Below are 17,073 nucleotides of genomic sequence, written 5' to 3' on the forward strand. Positions count from 1 at the left end.
CCGATTATCGAAGTCGTGCTTTCGGCGCTTGGCCCATTGGCACATCGTTGTTATCTTCATGTAAAAGCGATGATCGAGACCTATGCGCCATACACTTCCTGTAGCACCGCAGTTCTATGTAACCGCGCCGCAGCCATGCCCCTACCTTCCGGGACGCATGGAGCGGAAACTGTTCACCGCGCTACAGGGCGATACGGCTGAAAGCCTGAACAACGGATTGTCCAAGCAGGGCTTTCGCAGGTCGCAAAACGTGCTCTATCGTCCGTCCTGCGCGGAATGCGGCGCTTGCATGTCCGCGCGGATATGCGTCGATGATTTCACCCCAAACCGCAGCCAAAAGCGCACAAGGCGGCGGGGCCGCAACATACAAAGGCGAGTCAGCTCCCCTTGGGCCACCGAAGAGCAATACGATCTTTTTCGCAAATACCTTGAGATGCGCCATGCTGATGGCGGCATGTCGGACATGGACGTGTTCGAATTCGCCGCCATGATCGAGGAATCGCCGATCCGCACGCGTGTTGTGGAATATTACGCCCCGGAAAACGACGAGCTGATCGCGGTTTGCCTGACCGACATTCTCGATGACGGGGTCAGCATGGTCTATTCCTTCTATACCCCGGACCGGCCACGTGACAGCCTTGGCACCTATATCATCCTTGATCACATCGAAATCGCCCGCGAGGCGGGTCTGCCCTATGTCTACCTGGGCTATTGGGTGCCCGGCAGCGACAAGATGGGCTACAAGGCGCGCTTTTCCGGCCTTGAGGTGCATCGGCGCGGCACTTGGGAAAAGGTATCGAACCCCGAGGATTACAAATCGGAAACGCACCCCCTGAACACCGACCCGATCGCCGAGCAGGTCGCGAACATCTCGCTTCCCGGCAGTCACCCCGCCAAGGCGTAATCCCCCCAGCCACCGCGATGCTCAGTGGTCTGAGCAGTGGCCGAGGGGTATCGGTCTTGGATCAGTTCGGGATCAGGTCCGGCACGATTGTCACGATCGCCGGGAAGTACCACAAGATGGCAAGGCCCAGAACCTGGATCAGAACGAAGGGGAACACGCCGCGATAGATGTGCCCCGTGGTCACTTCCTTGGGTGCGACCCCGCGCAGATAGAACAACGCAAACCCGAACGGCGGCGTCAGGAACGAGGTCTGCAGGTTCACCGCGATCATGATCGTGACCCAGCTCGGATCGAACGTACCACCATAGATCACCGGCCCGACGATCGGGATGACGATGTAGATGATCTCGAGAAAATCGAGCACGAAACCAAGCACGAACAGCACCAGCATCACGATCAGGAACACGCGGTATTCACTGTCAAAACTCTGCAGGAACTGCTGGATATAGTGCTCACCGCCAAAGGAAATGACCACAAGGTTCAATAGCTGCGAGCCGATCAGGATGGTAAACACCATGCTGGTGACCTTAGCCGTCTCGCGGACGACAGGGGTCAGGATGCTGGACCGGAACAACGTCCAGCACGAATACAACAGACCGAACAGCGTAAAGAGATACGCGCCATACGCCACGAGGAAGGCAAGCCAGCTTTCGACCGAGACGGATTCGTTGTTGATGCGCAGATCAAAGTTGATCCCGACCAGCAGCATGATGATCAGCGAAAAGGTCGACCAGATGATCACCTTGCCGCTGCGTTGCTCGTCATGGAGCCGCCGATACGCCGCCAGCATCAGCGCCCCGGCCGCGCCAAGCGCAGCGGCAGGCGTCGGGTTCGTGATCCCGCCCAGGATCGAACCCAGAACAGCCACGATCAGCACAAGAGGCGGAAAGACCACCCGGATCAACTCGTTTCGCGCCAACCGCATGAGCGCATGCCGGCACCCATAAAGCGTGATGACCGCAGGCGCCGCCAGCATCAGCCAGGTCGCGCCGTTGCTCGACAGCGGCGATATGAACAGGACATCCACCAGCAGCATCAACGCCACACCCAGCAGCCCCACGGCAATCGGCACCTGGTTGGCCGATGGCGCGACGCCCCGCGCCGTGGTCAGCACCAGCGCCAGCATGATCGCAATCGTGGCAATCCCAGTGCCGACCGGCGCGGCATTGGCGACTTTTTCCTCAAGCGCCTGCGCGATTTCCTCTTCGCTACGGCGCTGCATGCCCTGATCGCCGGTCACGGCGTCGATTTCGGCCTGCTCGGCGACGGCGGCATCCCATGCCTCCTGCCCATGCAGATCGATCATGGCCGCTTTGCACTCGTCATCCACGTTGGTGCGCAAGGATGCGGTTTCGCTTGCGTTGGTGAAGCTGCTGATCTGCACGTTTTGCGAGCCGACCATGCCAAGCTGCGCCAGCATCAGCGCCCCGCCGATCAGCGCCAATGGCGCCCCGACGAACCACGTGAGGCTTTCGCCCCGCGTGATCGGCTCACCGCTTGCCGTGCCCAATTGCACGGCGGGCGCCTTGGACGGGTTAAACAGCGCGTAGCCAAAGGCATAGGCGGCATACAGGAACGCCAGCAATATCCCCGGCAAAAGCGCTGCCTGGAACAGGGTTCCCACCGACACGACGGCGGGCTCGCCCAGGTAGGTCAGCGCATCGCTACACCCGGCCAACTGCGCACGGTTTTCCTGCGCCGTCGAATACAGATCGCCCGCGAGCGTGCCCAGCAAGACGATCACGATCGATGGCGGAATGATCTGCCCCAACGTCCCGCTGGCGGCAATCACCCCGGTGGAAAGCTGCGGCGAATAGCCATTGCGCAACATGGTGGGCAAGGACAAAAGCCCCATCGTCACCACGGTGGCGCCCACGATACCCGTGGATGCGGCCAGGAACGCCCCGACCACGACGACCGACACGGCCAGACCGCCGGGCAAAGGCCCGAAAACGCGCGCCATGGTCGTCAACAGATCGTTGGCGATCTTGGACCGCTCCAGCGTGATCCCCATCAGCACGAACATCAGCACGGCCAGCAGCGTCTCGATTGAGGCCCCGGCCAGGACACGCTCGTTCATGCGGTTGACGATGAAGGAGACGTTCCTGTCCATCGCCACCTGCCAGCCCTGGTCGAACACCGGCTGCGCAATGCGCGGCAAATCGGGGTATCGGAATATCGATATCGTCTCGGGCCTCACGCCGGTGTTCACCAACCCCTGGAAGGCCTCCGACGACCGGTCGATCGCCTGGTGTACCAGGATGCCGGAGCTATCCAGGGCCGCGATAATCCCGAAGGATATCGCCCCCGCGCCACCGATGGCAAAGGCCACCGGAAAGCCAGATAGGATGCCCCCGAAAAGGCAAAAGGCAACGATGATCAGGCCGATCTCGACGCCATCAAGTCCAAATAGCATGGTTCAACTGCCCCTGAGTGTCAGTGTGTGCCTTCATAGGCCTCTTCGCCCTCGCCCAGGCTATCCCGGTCGAGGTATTTTCCCGAACTTCCCTCGCCTTCCTTGAACTCAAGAAAGGAGCGATGGAAAAACGCAACTGCTTGAATAAAGACCATACCGGCAAAGCACATGAGCAGGATCTTGAACAGGAAATAGGCCGAGAACCCGTTTGGTGAAAAGCTGATCGTCTCCACGTTCCACCGCAATGCCCGCGACTTGAGCAGAAGGCGCTCAAGCGTATCGCTGGCCGACGGGTTCGGCACGATAAGGTGCCGCCACATGAAGAACCAGCCGTACATCCATACGATGATCGACAGCGGCAGCATGAAGATCACCGAGCCAACCATGTCGATGACCTTTTTGGTACGGAAACGAACCCCGGCATAGATCAGGTCCACGCGCACATGCCCGCCCTGAACAAACGTGTAAGTCGCACACAGCGCGACCACCATGGCGTTGTAAAGCTTCAGTTCCTCGGCATACCAGCTGATGTCGAACTCGACCGGGATGCCCAACCCGAACACGATATCCGGCCGGTTGAAGATGCGCTGCATGACCACGATGATCACCTGCTGCACCACCATGAGCATCCCCGCCCAGGTAAAGAACCGGCCAACGGTATTGGCGAACCCCTCCAGAATGCGCACGACCCGCCACAGAAAGCCGCTATGCCACATCCCTATGGCGGTAACGACCAACACCGCGGTGAACACGACGAAGAAGAACTCGACCGATCCGCCATAGTAGACGAACCGCATCAGCGCCTCCTTGTCCGACCAATCCAGCCACAGCTGCGGGTGCGTCACGGCATAGCCGAAATTATAGAAGGCCATCGCGATATTCTGGAAAAACCAGACTATCCAATCAAAAAGGGCTTCGAACCCTCTGTTTGTGGCGGAATCTTCCATGGCAGGTCCCTGATTCTATAACAGGAGTCCAAAGTGTTGAACTCATTCGCCGATCCTGCACATAGGCATGGCGACGAAAAGGCGCCCCCGCACGAGGCGGGGACGCAACGATAGGTATAGACCTAGTTACAGGTCCATCACACGGTTACGCTGAGCCGTGTAGGCACCTTCCGAACTACTAATCCATGCGGCAGAGGACGCCATGGATTCCATGTAGCTGTCGTGGCACTGCTTGTAGATGGGATCATCCATCGGTTCGGCCACGACTTCCTTTGCGCCGGCGCCAAAGGCATCCCAGACACTGTCGGGGAATTCCATCAGTTTGACTCCGCCGGACTGGAGACGGCTAAGGGCGGCCGAGTTGTTGGCCATGAACAACGACATTGTCCAACCATTGGATGCGCGCGCGACCTGTTCGATCACTGTACGCTGTGCATCCGTCAAGCTTTCGAACACTTCCAGATTGGTGTTCAGGCTGAGCATCGGCCCAGGCTCATGGAAGCCCGCGGTATAGTAGGTCTTGGTGATTTCCTGGAAACCGGCCGCTTCATCCGCCCAAGGGCCGATCCACTCGGTTCCGTCAATCGCACCCGTCGAAAGTGCCTGGTACACTTCGGCACCCGGGATGTTCTGAACGCTGGCACCCAGCTTGCCCAGAACCTGACCACCTTGGCCGGGCATACGGAATTTCAAACCCTGGAAATCATCTGGACTATTGATTTCCTTGTTGAACCAGCCGCCAGATTGCGGGCCGGTGCTGCCGGCGGGGAAGAACTTCAGGCCGAAGATGCTATAAAGTTCGTCGGCAAGATCCCTGCCACCGTCATGATAGAACCAGTTGTTGAATTCCTGAAATGTCATGCCGAATGGCACCTGCGAGAAGAACGACAACGCAGGGTGCTGCCCCATGAAATAGTAGTCCACCCCGTGATACATATCGGCTTGGCCCGACGAGACAGCGTCAAACACTTCGAATGCGCCCACAAGCTCGCCAGCGGCCTTGAGTTCGACTGTCAGCTGGCCATCAGTTGCAGCGGTGATCATGTCCGCACAATACTGCGCGCTGTCATGAACACCGGCAAGGCCGCGCCCCCAGGTGCTAACCATCGTGAGCGTCCGTTTGCCTTGAGCGTAGGCCGGCGCCGCCAGCGTGCCGGCTGCGGCGGCTGCACCGCCCACTGCGGAAGTTGTTAGAAAAGAACGACGATCCATAGAGTATTTCCTCCCAAGATTGGTGATGCGCAGCTGTAGAAGGCTGCGCGGATCGTTACAAGTGCCCGAACACTAGCGTTGGTGATGCAGCTAGGGAATACCTAGTAATACCCATAGGCATAGCTAAGGGCACTTTTTTTTCCAGAAATCAGCGCCGAACGCCATGCGGCACGCCCCACGCACGGATTTCGCTTTCGCATTTCGAAGTGCCGCTTTTCGAACAGATCGAATCAATCACGCAAGGCGCCTCTGAACCCGATCATCGCTCAACCCCCGCCCCGGGGCAACAAGGCGCAAGCGCCCCTATTCACCTCAATAGACCGGCGTAGCCTTTCAATATCCGCTTTCTGACGCCGCGAAGCCGATCTGCGCAAGATTAATCAAGATTTTTTTGCCCCAGCGACATAATATTCACTCTTTTCGAGGTTGACGCCTTTTGCCCCCCCTCCTAATGTCTCGCCCGCAGCAAGGAGTCCCGATCATGGCAAATGTCGTGGTAATTGTAGGAATTTGGCGCATGGGCCGGTAACGGACACCATAACGGTACCCCATGCGCCCCCGACCAAAAATCGGGGGCTTTTTTGTGCAAAGAATTGACGTCGGTAACGGAGCAAGATCATGACACGTCAGATGACCGGAGCGAAAATGGTGGTTCAGGCCCTCAAGGATCAGGGCGTGGACGTCGTATTCGGATATCCCGGTGGCGCCGTTCTACCGATTTACGACGAGATTTTTCAGCAAAACGAGATCCGTCACATCCTGGTGCGGCACGAACAGGGCGCCGTGCACGCCGCCGAGGGCTATGCCCGCTCGACCGGCAAGCCGGGTGTTGTGCTGGTCACCTCGGGGCCGGGCGCAACCAATGCCGTGACCGGCATCACCGATGCACTCATGGACTCGATTCCGCTTGTCGTGCTGACCGGGCAGGTGCCCACCTTCATGATCGGCACCGACGCGTTCCAGGAGGCCGATACCGTCGGCATCACCCGCCCCTGCACCAAGCATAATTGGCTGGTCAAGGACACCGATGCGCTGTCCGGCACGATCCACGAGGCGTTCCACGTCGCGACATCCGGGCGCCCCGGCCCCGTCCTGATCGACATCCCGAAGGATGTGCAATTCGCCAGCGGCGACTACATCGCGCCGCAAAAGGCCCGCACCAGCCACTACCAGCCCCGCCTCAAGGGGGACATGGACGAGATCACCGAACTGGTCGCCGCCCTGGAAACCGCCAAGAAGCCCGTGTTCTACACTGGCGGCGGCGTCATCAATTCCGGCCCCGCCGCCGGGCAACTCCTGCAAGAGCTGGTCGAGGCTACGGGTGCCCCGATCACCAGCACGCTGATGGGGCTGGGCGCCTACCCGGCGAATGGCAAATCCTGGCTGGGCATGCTGGGCATGCACGGACTCTACGAGGCCAACATGGCGATGCACGATTGCGACCTTCTGATCGCGATCGGCGCGCGGTTCGACGACCGGATCACCGGCCGCATCGACGCGTTCAGCCCGCATTCGAAAAAAGCGCATATCGACATCGACCCGTCATCGATCAACAAGGTCGTGAAAACCGACATCCCGATCGTTGGCGACGTGGCGCATGTCCTTGAAGACGTTCTCAAAATCTGGAAATCACGCGGACGAAAGACCGACAAGGCCGGCGTCGCCAAATGGTGGGACCAGATCGAGGAGTGGCGCAAGATCGACTGCCTCAAGTTCACCCAGACCGGTAGTGTCATCAGGCCGCAACACGCGCTTGCACGGCTCGAGGCGCTGACCAAGGATCACGATCGCTACGTTTGTACCGAGGTCGGCCAGCACCAGATGTGGGCGGCGCAATACATGGGCTTCAACGCGCCGAATCGCTGGATGACATCGGGGGGGCTTGGCACGATGGGTTATGGCTTCCCGTCGTCCATCGGCGTGCAAATGGCCCATCCCGATGCCTTGGTCATCAACGTCGCGGGCGAGGCAAGTTGGCTCATGAACATGCAAGAGCTGGGCACCGCGACGCAGTTCAACCTGCCGGTGAAGCAATTTATCCTTAACAATGAACGCCTTGGCATGGTGCGCCAGTGGCAGGAGCTGCTGCACGGGGAACGCTACAGCCATAGCTGGTCCGAATCCCTGCCCGACTTCGTGAAGCTGGCCGAGGCCTTTGGTGCCAAGGGGATTCAATGCCACGACCCCGCCGATCTGGACGATGCGATCATGGAAATGATCAACCATGACGGCCCCGTGGTGTTCGATTGCCTGGTCGAGAAGCATGAGAACTGCTTTCCGATGATCCCGTCGGGCGAGCCGCACAACAAGATGCTGCTGGGAGAGGCCAGCACCAAGGACGCCATCAAGGAAGGCGGCGCGGTGTTGGTTTGATCAAGAAAGGTAAATAACGCACTGATCCGACACGATATTCCAGAACGAGAGAAAAGCAAATGTCCGCACTGCACATCAAGAAGGGCTCGACCAAGCACTCGGCCTATAACCTGCGCCCGCAATTCAGCGATGTGAGCGAGACGCACACGCTGGCGGTGGTCGTGGACAACGAGGCGGGCGTTCTGGCGCGGGTGATCGGATTGTTCTCGGGGCGGGGCTACAACATCGAAAGCCTGACCGTCGCCGAGGTGGATCACGAAAGCGCGCTAAGCCGAATCACCATCGTCACGACCGGCACGCCGCAGGTGATCGAACAGATCAAGGCACAGCTTGGCCGCATCGTGCCGGTGCATGACGTGCACGACCTAACGGTTGAGGGGCCGTCGGTTGAGCGTGAGCTGGCCCTGCTCAAGGTCGTCTGCGAGGGTGAAAAGCGGGTCGAGGCGCTGCGCCTTGCGGACATCTTCCGGGCCAATGTCGTGGATAGCACGCTTTCGAGTTTTGTGTTTGAAATCACGGGGATGCCGGACAAAATTGATGCGTTTGCAAGCCTGATGCGGCCGCTTGGCCTCTACGAGGTGGCGCGAACCGGTGTCGCGGCATTGTCCCGCGGAGGCGAGTGAGCGCCGCCGCCCTCAGGCGGTTTGCGCATCGTCGCGCGACGAATCGGATACCTGCGCCGCGCCCGCCTCGACCAGCAGGCGATAGAGATGCCAGGTGGCGTGCCCCAACAGGGGCAGCGCCACGAACAACCCCACGAAGCCAGGGATCATCGCGGCAAAGGTGACAACGGCGATGAACACCGCCCAGGCCAGCATCGGAACCGGGTTGTGCAGCACGGTTTGAAAGCTGGTGATCATGGCGGTCACGAAATCAACCTCGCGGTCCAACAGAAGCGGCAGCGCGATCACCGTGATCATGTAAAGCAGCAGCGCAAACGCAGCCCCGACGACCGTTCCAACGCCCAGCATCATCACCCCGTTCCACGTCAAGAACACGCTGTAATAGCTTGATATATTTGTCATTGTACTAAGCCCCAGGAACAAGGCGAAGATCATGTGCGCCAAGAAAAACCAAAACAGGAACAGGAACACGATGATCGCGCAGATCGACGGGAGCTGCCGGCGCGACTGCTGCGTGACGACCCCGAAAATGCGGTAGAAATCCATCGCCAACCCCTTCTGCAAGCGGCGGCTGACCTCGTAGAGACCGACGGCGGCGAAGGGGCCCAGGAGGGGGAAGCCGACTGCGGCGAAGATCAGCCAGTAGGTCTGACCGGTGGCCCATGTGACCAGGACCATCACCCAGCCGATCAGCACGTAAACCGCCGAGAACACCACGCCATAGCCCGGCGCCCGGCGCATATCCGCGCGGGCCCGCCTCAACGCCTTGAAAAGCATGTCGAAATCGACCGCGCCAAGCGGTGGCACGCCCTCACGTGGGTTGTAGGGCATGGGGTTCCTCCCGTTTCAATCCTCCGAAAACAAGAGAAGCGGTATCCGCCCCGTTAATCAAGGGTTTCCACGGCGCACGCCCCGATAACGACCTGCGTAACGCCCTAAACGGACGTTTCAGGCCCCGGGCCGTACGATTCGTCAGGTCACACCGTCGAGGGATCGACGACCGCCACGTCGGGCAGCGCGTAGTAGTCCCCCTTCGTGTCCGGATAGAGCTGCCGGTCCATCGTCAACCCGGTGTCCCCGTCGATCGTGCCCGCCATGACCGATGTGTTGGGGCTACCGAATGTGCGCCAGAACAGTTGACTGCCGCAGTTCGCGCAGAACCCGCGCTCGGCTGTATCAGAGGATTGATACCAGGTGATGTTCGCGCCCCCTTGGATATCCAGCTTGCCACTGGAAACCCGGGTGGCCGCAACATGATGGCCCGAGGTCTTGCGGCATTGGGTGCAATGGCAGCCGACAACCGACCGGGGGGTATCGCGTATCTGGTAGGTGACGCGACCGCATAAACAGCTTCCGTGCATGGCATCCTCCCTTTTGCGGCCCTGATCATGCGCGAACAGGCGGATCACGTGCGGTCAAACACGATGCTCCACGACGATTTTGCGACGACAGGCGCTATCGCGCAAGGGACGGGCCAAGGAGGGTATTGCCGCGAATGGCCTTGAGTTGCGAACCTTCGGCCCAGCGCCATGCGCGAAATAGCGCCCGCAGGGCGCCGCGCATCGCCGGGCCGCCCCCCGGCACGGCGAATTGGCAACCACCTGCACAACGCACAAATGTTATTCGGATTTAGCTGAGATAAAGCGCCCCGAACCAGCGTTGGATCGCCGCACCGCGGCCCGCCGATGCGCGGCCCGTCAGCCGTTCACCCGATGCCCGCTCAAGACCATTGACGCCTCTTGAGCGTTACTCTTCGCCCTGCGCCTCGGCGCGGCTCTTGCCGGACACGTTGAGCGCCAGCGTCGCGGCCATCAGCCCATCGAGATCGCCGTCAAGGACACCCTTGGTATCGGACGTCTCGTAATTGGTGCGCAGGTCCTTGACCATCTGGTAGGGCTGCAACACGTACGACCGGATCTGGTTGCCCCAGCCGGCCTCGCCCTTGGCCTCGTGGGCCTCGTTGATGGCGGCGTTGCGCTTGTCCAACTCCAGCTGATACAGCCGCGATTTCAACGCTTTCATGGCGATATCGCGGTTCTGGTGCTGCGACTTCTCGGAACTGGTCACGACGATGCCCGTGGGCGCGTGGGTGATCCGCACGGCCGAGTCGGTGGTGTTCACGTGCTGGCCGCCCGCCCCGGAGGAACGGTAGGTGTCGATGCGAATATCGGCGGGGTTCACGTCGATCTCGATATTGTCGTCGACCACCGGGTAGACCCAGACCGAGCAGAACGAGGTGTGCCGCTTGGCCGCGCTGTCATAGGGCGAGATGCGCACAAGGCGGTGCACGCCGGATTCGGATTTCAGCCAACCATAGGCGTTGTGGCCGGAAATCTTGTAGGTGGCCGATTTGATGCCCGCCTCGTCGCCGGGGCTTTGGGCCTGCAACTCGACCGTGTAGCCCTTTTTCTCGGCCCACCGGACATACATGCGCGCCAGCATCGCCGCCCAATCGCACGATTCGGTGCCCCCTGCCCCTGCGTTGATCTCAAGGAAGGTGTCGTTGCCGTCCGCCTCGCCGTCCAAAAGCGCCTCAAGTTCTTTCTTGGCGGCGCGCTCGGCCAGTGCCTTGAGGGCCTCCTCGGCCTCGGCAATGACCTCTTCGTCGCCTTCGGCCTCGCCCATCTCGATCAGGCCGACATTATCGTCAAGCTCTTGCTGGATGCCGTTGACGGTATCCATCGCATCGACCAGCGTCTGCCGGTCGCGCATCAACTTTTGCGCGCGGGCGGGATCGTCCCACAGGGTCGGGTCCTCGACCCGGGCGTTGAATTCCTCAAGCCGGTGGGGCGCCATTTCCCAATCCATCCGCTGGCGCAGCAGGTCCAGCGACTTCTCGATTTCGGCAACTTTTGCTTCGGCTTCGGCGCGCATTGGGCATTCCTGATGTGGTGATGGCGTCTCAGGGCAGCGTGATAGACCACTGCCCGCTCAGGGGCAAGCGAGCGCACGCGCGCGGCTTAGTAGAGGCCGCCAGAGCTGATCGTGCCAAAATTGGCCTTGGGGCCGACGGTGGCCTTGCGCCCGGTGGAGGTCGTGACCTCCTTGTCGGTCTGCTCCGCCCGTGTTCCGTCGCCCTGTTCGAACAGCAGCAGGTTCGAGCCCATGGCGAACCCGCCGTCATAGGTGATGCCGAAAACGGGCTCCTCTCCGTCGCGGAAATACTCGGCCACGACCTGCTCTCCGCTGGCGTCATCGGGCAGGCGCGCGCCGGTGTAGCGGTCAATCTTGAGGAAATGCCCGCCGGGCGGCACGCGGAACGGACCGCCACCGAATTTCTTGATCGCCTCGGTCATGAATTCCTGGAACACCGGGCCGCACATGGTCGAGCCGTAGGCGCCGTGCCCCAAACCGCGCGGCTGGTCAAAGCCGATGTAGCAGCCCGCGACCATGTTGCTGGTGAAGCCGATGAACCACGCATCGCGCGCGTCGTTGGTGGTGCCGGTCTTGCCCGCGACGGGGACCGGCAGGCTGATGGCGCCGGCGGCGGTGCCGCGATCAACCACGCCCTTCATCATCGAGGTTAGCTGATAGGCGGTGATGGCGTTCATCACGCGCTCGCGGGTGGAGATCACGCGCGGGGGCTGTCCGGGGGGCAGATCGGGGTCGTCGCAATCGACGCAGGCGCGGCGATCGTGGCGGTAGACGGTGTTGCCGTAGCGGTCCTGCACGCGGTCCACCAGCGTGGGTTCGACCCGCTCGCCGCCATTGGCGAACATGGCGTAGGCCGCGACCATGTTATAAAGCGTCGTCTCTTCCGAGCCGAGCGCGTTGGCAAGGTAGGTATCCATGTCCTGGTAGACGCCGAACCGTTCGGCGTAATCGGCGATCACGTCCATGCCCACCTCTTGCGCGAGGCGGATCGTCATCAGGTTGCGCGAGTGCTCGATCCCGGTGCGCAGGGGCGTGGGGCCGTAGTACTTGTTGGACGAGTTGCGCGGCCGCCAGACACCATCGGGGGTATCGATCTCGATCGGGGCGTCGACGACGATGGTCGCGGGGGAATAGCCGCTATCGAGGGCCGAGGCGTAGACAAATGGCTTGAAGCTGGAACCGGGCTGCCGGCGGGCCTGCGTGGCGCGGTTGAACACCGAATCCTGGTAGCTGAAGCCGCCTTGCATGGCGATCACGCGGCCGGTGTTGACGTCCATCGCCATGAACCCGCCCTGCGCCTCGGGCACCTGCCGCACGGACCAGTTGGCGAAATTGCCCTCGTCGTCGGTGACGCGGCGCACATGCACGACCTCGCCCACCTCGAAGGTTTCAAAGAAATCGCCGGGCAGCCACGCGATATCCTTGCGCGGGATGACATGCGGCGTATCGGCGTCGGGCGCGACGCCCTCGATGCCGATGCGCATCTGCTGATCGGCGATGTCGAGGATGACGGCCGGGTACCATGTGCCGTCCAGGTCGATGTCGCGGGCCACGTCCGTCTCCGACAGCGCTGCGCGCCACGCCTCTTCGTCCTTTAGCGCCTCTTGCGGGATGGATTTGCCGGTGCCGCGCCATTTGCCCTTGTTGCGGTCGTATTCCTCAAGCCGGCTGCGCAGGGCATGGGTCGCGATGGTCTGCATCTCTGGATCCACGGTCGCGCGCACGCTCAGCCCGCCCGAGAAAAACTCTTCCTCGCCGAAATCGCGGCTCAGTTGGCGGCGGATCTCGTCGGTGAAATAGTCGCGCGGCGGCAGCTCGGCCTGGTAGCTTTGGAAATCGCCCTGCTGGACCGAGCGAACGGGCAGATCGGCCTCGGCCTTGTAGGTGGCCTCGGAGATATAGCCGTTCTCGTACATCTCGCGCAGGACGAAATTGCGCCGGTCGCGCAGGCGGGTCTTTTCGCGCACCGGGTGATAATCCGACGGAGCCTTGGGCATGGCGGCAAGGAAGGCCGCCTCGTGCGGGGCAAGCTCCGGCAGGGTCTTGTTGAAATAGGTCTGCGCGGCGGCGGTGACGCCGTACGAGTTCTGCCCGAGGAAAATCTCGTTGAGATACAGCTCGAGGATATCTTCCTTGCTCAGGGTTTCCTCGATGCGGGTGGCAAGGATGATTTCCTTGATCTTGCGCTCGATCCGGCGGTCGCCGCTGAGCAGGAAGTTCTTCATCACCTGCTGCGTGATGGTCGAGGCCCCGCGCACATTGCGCCCGCGCGAGCGGACGGCCTCGAATACGGCGCTGGCTATGCCGCGCGCGTCATAGCCGCTATGGGTGTAGAAATTCTTGTCCTCGGCCGAGATGAACGCCTGCTTGACCAGGTCGGGGATATCCTCGGCCGGGGTGAACAGGCGGCGTTCGCGGGCGAACTCGTCGATGATGCGGCCGCGGGCCGAATAGATGCGACTGATCGTTGGCGGGGTATATTGCGCAAGGCTCTGGTGGCTGGGCAGGTCACGCCCGTAAACCCAGAACACCGCGCCGATGCTGAGCGCGATGACAAGCACCGACAGCGTGATCAGCGTGAAGAGACCGCCGAAGAAAGAGAAAATGAATCGCAGCACCGATCGCCCCATACTGTTGCGCCCCTCATATAGGCCCCCAAGGCGGCAGCGTCAAAACAAGACGCGCGCAGGTATGGGCGGGATGTTGCTGTGGGTGGTCGTTGCGCAGCCGACCAAGGAGCCGCGCAGTGCCGGGCCGCGGTGCGGCGATCCTACGCCAGTGCGGGGCATTTTATGCCTGCCAAACCCGAAGAACCTTGGAGCGTTGCGCAGGTGTCAGCCAAATCGCCATGCCGCCACGCCGAAAGCGTGCCGATGATGGACGGCGCCCCTTTGGGGCGACGGGCGGCCCGGCGATGCGCGGCGGCCTCCGGCCGCTATTTCGCGCGCCTCTTGGGCCGCTACTGGCGCAAGGCAGCATCCTCGATCCGCCAGGCATCAAGTGCTGCGCGAATGCCGCTGGCCAGATCCGCGCGCCATGCCGCGTCGCGCAGGTTCTCGATATCGCGGTCACTGGTCAGAAACCCCATTTCCAGCAGCACCGAGGGGATGTCGGCGGCCTTGAGCACGGAAAACGCCGCGCGCCGGATCGGGTGCGCGTTGAGCGCGCCAACGCTCTCGCCCATCCCGTCCACCATCGCCTGCGCCAGCCGCCGCGCGCGCGGCCGCGTCTCCCGGCGCGCAAGGTCCAGCAAGATACCCGCCACCTGGTCATCCTGCCCGGTCAGGTCCACCCCGGCGAGGATATCATCGCGGTCGTGCCGCTCGGCCAAACGGGCGCTGGCGGCGTCGCTGGCGCTAGCTGACAACAGGTAGACGGCGGCGCCATGCGCCTGCCCCTGCACCAGCGTATCGGCATGCAGCGAGATGAACAGATCGGCCTGCATCTCATGCGCCAGCGCCACCCGCCGCTCAAGCGCGACGAAACGATCATCGCTGCGCGTCATCAGCACCTCGTAGCCGCCCGCGCGAACCAACTCCTCCTTCAGCTCACGCGCGAAGGTCAGGGTCAGGTTCTTTTCGCTGAGCCCGTCCCGCTCGGCGCCGGGATCTATGCCGCCATGACCGGGGTCCAGCATCACCCGAAGGGGACCCGCGCCCGAGCCCTCAGGCGCGCGCGCGGCGCGGGCGCGCACCGGCGGCATATCCCAGCGGGGATCGCGCGGGGCACCGGCACGCGCGGCGAACTCCTCACTGGTGGCGCTGCGCATCTCGGCGCGCAAGCGTGCCTTTCCCGTCTCGACATCGACGCGCATCGCCACCGTGTCGATCACCATCGGCGCGGCAAGATCCACCACCATCCGCGACCAACCGGGGCGAAACCCGCCAAAGCGCAGATCGCGCGCCCCATCGGCGTTCAGCATCACGGTGCGGTCCACGCCGGTCCAGTCCACCTCGCGGAAATCAAGCACAAGGCGGGGCGGCGCGGCCAGCGTGTAGGCACGGTACGGCACCCCCTGCGACAGCGCCAGATCAAGCCGTAGCCCGCCACCGCGCGTATCGGTCACCAGGCTGCCGGCCGGATCGACCCGCGCCAGCCCGCCAAGCCCCTGCTGCGCGCCCCCGCGCGGCACAAACGCCGCGCAGACCAATGCAAATGCCACAAATGCCAGTATCGGTGCCCTGCTCATGTCCTGCCCGTTCGTTGCAAGCAATGTTTCGGCGACAGTATCGCAAGCGGCGGGGCAATGCACGCCTCCCGCGCCATCGGCGGGAGATTGCCATCACAATCACGCCAACGGCGCAGGGCCTGCTTGAAGCGGGCCTTGGTTTGTTCCTATGCTGCGCGGGACGTTGCGATTTCCTGACCGCGAGGCCCCCTGCGATGCGCGCAATTCCAAGGCTCTGTGCCACGACCCTTGTCGCGGTGGCGCTGGCGTGGCCGGCGCAGGTTGCGCACGCGGTGACCCTGATCCGCGACGCAGGGATGGAACATGCCCTATCGAAGCTGGCGCGCCCGGTCCTCAACGCGGCAGGGCTGGCGCCGGGGCAGGTGCGGGTGCTGGTGATCCGCGATTCCTCGCTCAACGCGTTCGTGCTGGATAACCAGCATATCTTCATCCATTCGGGCATGCTGTTGCGGATGAAGGACGCTGCGATGCTGCAATCGGTGATCGCGCACGAGGCGGCGCATATCGCCAACGGCCACATCCTGCGGCGTGGCGTCAACGCGGGCATGGCCAGCACCGTAACCGGCCTTGGCATCGCGCTGGCGGCGGTGGCGGCGGCCTCCGGCGCGGCGGGCAGCGCGGCGGCGGGCCTTGGCATGGGCATGGCCGGATCGGCCGAGCGGGTGTTCATGTCGCACACCCGCGCCGAGGAAAGCGCCGCCGACACCTCGGGCCTGCGCTACATGTCCCGCGCGGGCGTCCCGCCCGAAGGGTTCACCCGCGTGATGGACCTGTTTCGCGGCCAGGAGGTGCTCAGCCAGGGGCGCCAGGATCCGTACGCGCGCACCCACCCCCTGACCCGCGACCGGCAGCGCGCGATCAAGGCACAGATCGCCGCGCTGGAGGGGCAAACCGCCACGCCCGACGACAGCGCCGAGTACTGGTTCGCGCGCGCCACCGGCAAGCTGTCGGCGTATCTGCGCGCGCCGGGCTGGACCCTGCCGCGCGTGGAGGGCAGCCGAACGCGCGACATCGCGTTGATGCGCAAGGCGGTCGCCTATCACCAGATGCCCGACACCGTGCGCGCCATCGCGGCGGCGGATGAATTGGCCGCGATGCGCCCGCAAGACCCGTTCGTACATGAATTGCGCGGCCAGATCCTGTTGGAAAGCCGCCGCATGGCCCCGGCGGTGCGCGCGTATGAACGTGCCGTCGAATTGGCGCCGGAAAACGCCATGGTGATGGCCGGGCTGGGCCGGGCGCTGTTGGCGGCGGACCGCCCCGATGAGGCGCGCGAGATCCTCGAGCGCGCCCGGCGGCGCGATTTCCGCAACCCGCGGATGCTGCGCGACCTGGCCACCGCCTATGCGCGCCTAAATCAGACCGGCATGGCATCGCTGGTCACCGCCGAGCGTTACGCCCTCGTGGGGCGGTTCAAGGATGCCGAGCTTAACGCCAGCCGCGCCGAAGGCCTACTGCCGCGCGGCTCCTCTGCTTGGCTTCGGGCGCAGGATGTGATCTCTGCGGCTGAGGCCGAACTTGATAAACGGAGATAA

Annotated in this window: 12 protein-coding genes; 4 read left to right on the top strand and 8 right to left on the bottom strand. The window is 62.6% G+C overall.

All coding sequences use genetic code 11. The annotated features are described in order from the left end of the window. The first annotated feature begins 82 nt into the window (after positions 1 to 82). Entirely contained in the window at positions 83 to 904 is an 822-nt protein-coding gene (locus G568_RS0107090; protein ID WP_026757376.1) for an arginyltransferase, read from the top strand. Positions 905 to 965: 61 nt separating this feature from the next. On the opposite strand, the gene G568_RS0107095 is transcribed toward G568_RS0107090, so the two are convergent. From G568_RS0107095 to G568_RS0107105, 3 genes are all read right to left on the bottom strand, one after another. Further along, the gene (locus G568_RS0107095) at positions 966 to 3,320 is read right to left on the bottom strand and encodes a TRAP transporter large permease (protein WP_026757377.1); all 2,355 of its coding nucleotides are present in this window, start codon (positions 3,318 to 3,320) and stop codon (positions 966 to 968) included. Between the two features lie 20 nt (positions 3,321 to 3,340). Beyond that, positions 3,341 to 4,267 carry a TRAP transporter small permease subunit gene (locus G568_RS0107100; protein WP_026757378.1) on the bottom strand — a complete coding sequence of 309 codons (927 nt, stop codon included), beginning with the start codon at positions 4,265 to 4,267 and terminating at the stop codon, positions 3,341 to 3,343. Between the two features lie 126 nt (positions 4,268 to 4,393). Beyond that, positions 4,394 to 5,479 (bottom strand): TRAP transporter substrate-binding protein, encoded by a 1,086-nt coding sequence (locus G568_RS0107105; RefSeq protein WP_026757379.1) that lies wholly within the window; start codon positions 5,477 to 5,479, stop codon positions 4,394 to 4,396. A 618-nt stretch (positions 5,480 to 6,097) separates the two neighbouring features. On the opposite strand from G568_RS0107105, the gene G568_RS0107110 reads away from it, so the two are divergent. Next, complete coding sequence (locus tag G568_RS0107110; RefSeq protein ID WP_026757380.1) at positions 6,098 to 7,852, top strand: acetolactate synthase 3 large subunit; 1,755 nt, start codon at positions 6,098 to 6,100, stop codon at positions 7,850 to 7,852. Positions 7,853 to 7,911: 59 nt separating this feature from the next. After that, on the top strand, positions 7,912 to 8,475 hold the full coding sequence (gene ilvN, locus G568_RS0107115) for an acetolactate synthase small subunit (RefSeq protein ID WP_026757381.1): 564 nt from the start codon (positions 7,912 to 7,914) through the stop codon (positions 8,473 to 8,475). A gap of 12 nt (positions 8,476 to 8,487) precedes the next feature. Here the strand turns inward: ilvN and G568_RS0107120 are convergent, their stop codons facing one another. The 5 genes from G568_RS0107120 to G568_RS0107140 all read right to left on the bottom strand — a co-directional run bounded on the left by G568_RS0107120 (position 8,488) and on the right by G568_RS0107140 (position 15,538). After that, on the bottom strand, positions 8,488 to 9,306 hold the full coding sequence (locus G568_RS0107120; protein WP_026757382.1) for a DUF2189 domain-containing protein: 819 nt from the start codon (positions 9,304 to 9,306) through the stop codon (positions 8,488 to 8,490). 146 nt (positions 9,307 to 9,452) lie between these two features. After that, positions 9,453 to 9,836 (bottom strand): GFA family protein, encoded by a 384-nt coding sequence (locus G568_RS0107125; protein ID WP_026757383.1) that lies wholly within the window; start codon positions 9,834 to 9,836, stop codon positions 9,453 to 9,455. Between the two features lie 385 nt (positions 9,837 to 10,221). After that, positions 10,222 to 11,349 carry a peptide chain release factor 2 gene (prfB, locus tag G568_RS0107130; RefSeq protein WP_026757384.1) on the bottom strand — a complete coding sequence of 376 codons (1,128 nt, stop codon included), beginning with the start codon at positions 11,347 to 11,349 and terminating at the stop codon, positions 10,222 to 10,224. Positions 11,350 to 11,435: 86 nt separating this feature from the next. Further along, positions 11,436 to 13,967, bottom strand: coding sequence for a penicillin-binding protein 1A (locus G568_RS0107135; protein ID WP_026757385.1), 2,532 nt, complete (start codon positions 13,965 to 13,967; stop codon positions 11,436 to 11,438). 341 nt (positions 13,968 to 14,308) lie between these two features. Next, positions 14,309 to 15,538, bottom strand: a complete 1,230-nt coding sequence (locus tag G568_RS0107140; protein WP_026757386.1) for an N-acetylmuramoyl-L-alanine amidase — start codon at positions 15,536 to 15,538, stop codon at positions 14,309 to 14,311. A gap of 194 nt (positions 15,539 to 15,732) precedes the next feature. On the opposite strand from G568_RS0107140, the gene G568_RS0107145 reads away from it, so the two are divergent. After that, a complete protein-coding gene (locus tag G568_RS0107145; RefSeq protein ID WP_026757387.1) occupies positions 15,733 to 17,073 on the top strand; it encodes a M48 family metalloprotease in 1,341 nt (446 codons plus the stop codon).

The sequence above is a fragment of the Sediminimonas qiaohouensis DSM 21189 genome, from assembly GCF_000423645.1.
In the GTDB taxonomy this organism is placed as follows: domain Bacteria; phylum Pseudomonadota; class Alphaproteobacteria; order Rhodobacterales; family Rhodobacteraceae; genus Sediminimonas; species Sediminimonas qiaohouensis.

What these genes read in the sequence shown, in the direction of transcription:
- G568_RS0107090 (WP_026757376.1), top strand. Translation starts at nt 83, where the DNA reads ATGCGCCATACACTTCCTGTAGCACCGCAGTTCTATGTAACCGCGCCG.
- G568_RS0107095 (WP_026757377.1), bottom strand. Translation starts at nt 3,320, where the DNA reads ATGCTATTTGGACTTGATGGCGTCGAGATCGGCCTGATCATCGTTGCC.
- G568_RS0107100 (WP_026757378.1), bottom strand. Translation starts at nt 4,267, where the DNA reads ATGGAAGATTCCGCCACAAACAGAGGGTTCGAAGCCCTTTTTGATTGG.
- G568_RS0107105 (WP_026757379.1), bottom strand. Translation starts at nt 5,479, where the DNA reads ATGGATCGTCGTTCTTTTCTAACAACTTCCGCAGTGGGCGGTGCAGCC.
- G568_RS0107110 (WP_026757380.1), top strand. Translation starts at nt 6,098, where the DNA reads ATGACACGTCAGATGACCGGAGCGAAAATGGTGGTTCAGGCCCTCAAG.
- ilvN (WP_026757381.1), top strand. Translation starts at nt 7,912, where the DNA reads ATGTCCGCACTGCACATCAAGAAGGGCTCGACCAAGCACTCGGCCTAT.
- G568_RS0107120 (WP_026757382.1), bottom strand. Translation starts at nt 9,306, where the DNA reads ATGCCCTACAACCCACGTGAGGGCGTGCCACCGCTTGGCGCGGTCGAT.
- G568_RS0107125 (WP_026757383.1), bottom strand. Translation starts at nt 9,836, where the DNA reads ATGCACGGAAGCTGTTTATGCGGTCGCGTCACCTACCAGATACGCGAT.
- prfB (WP_026757384.1), bottom strand. Translation starts at nt 11,349, where the DNA reads ATGCGCGCCGAAGCCGAAGCAAAAGTTGCCGAAATCGAGAAGTCGCTG.
- G568_RS0107140 (WP_026757386.1), bottom strand. Translation starts at nt 15,538, where the DNA reads ATGAGCAGGGCACCGATACTGGCATTTGTGGCATTTGCATTGGTCTGC.
- G568_RS0107145 (WP_026757387.1), top strand. Translation starts at nt 15,733, where the DNA reads ATGCGCGCAATTCCAAGGCTCTGTGCCACGACCCTTGTCGCGGTGGCG.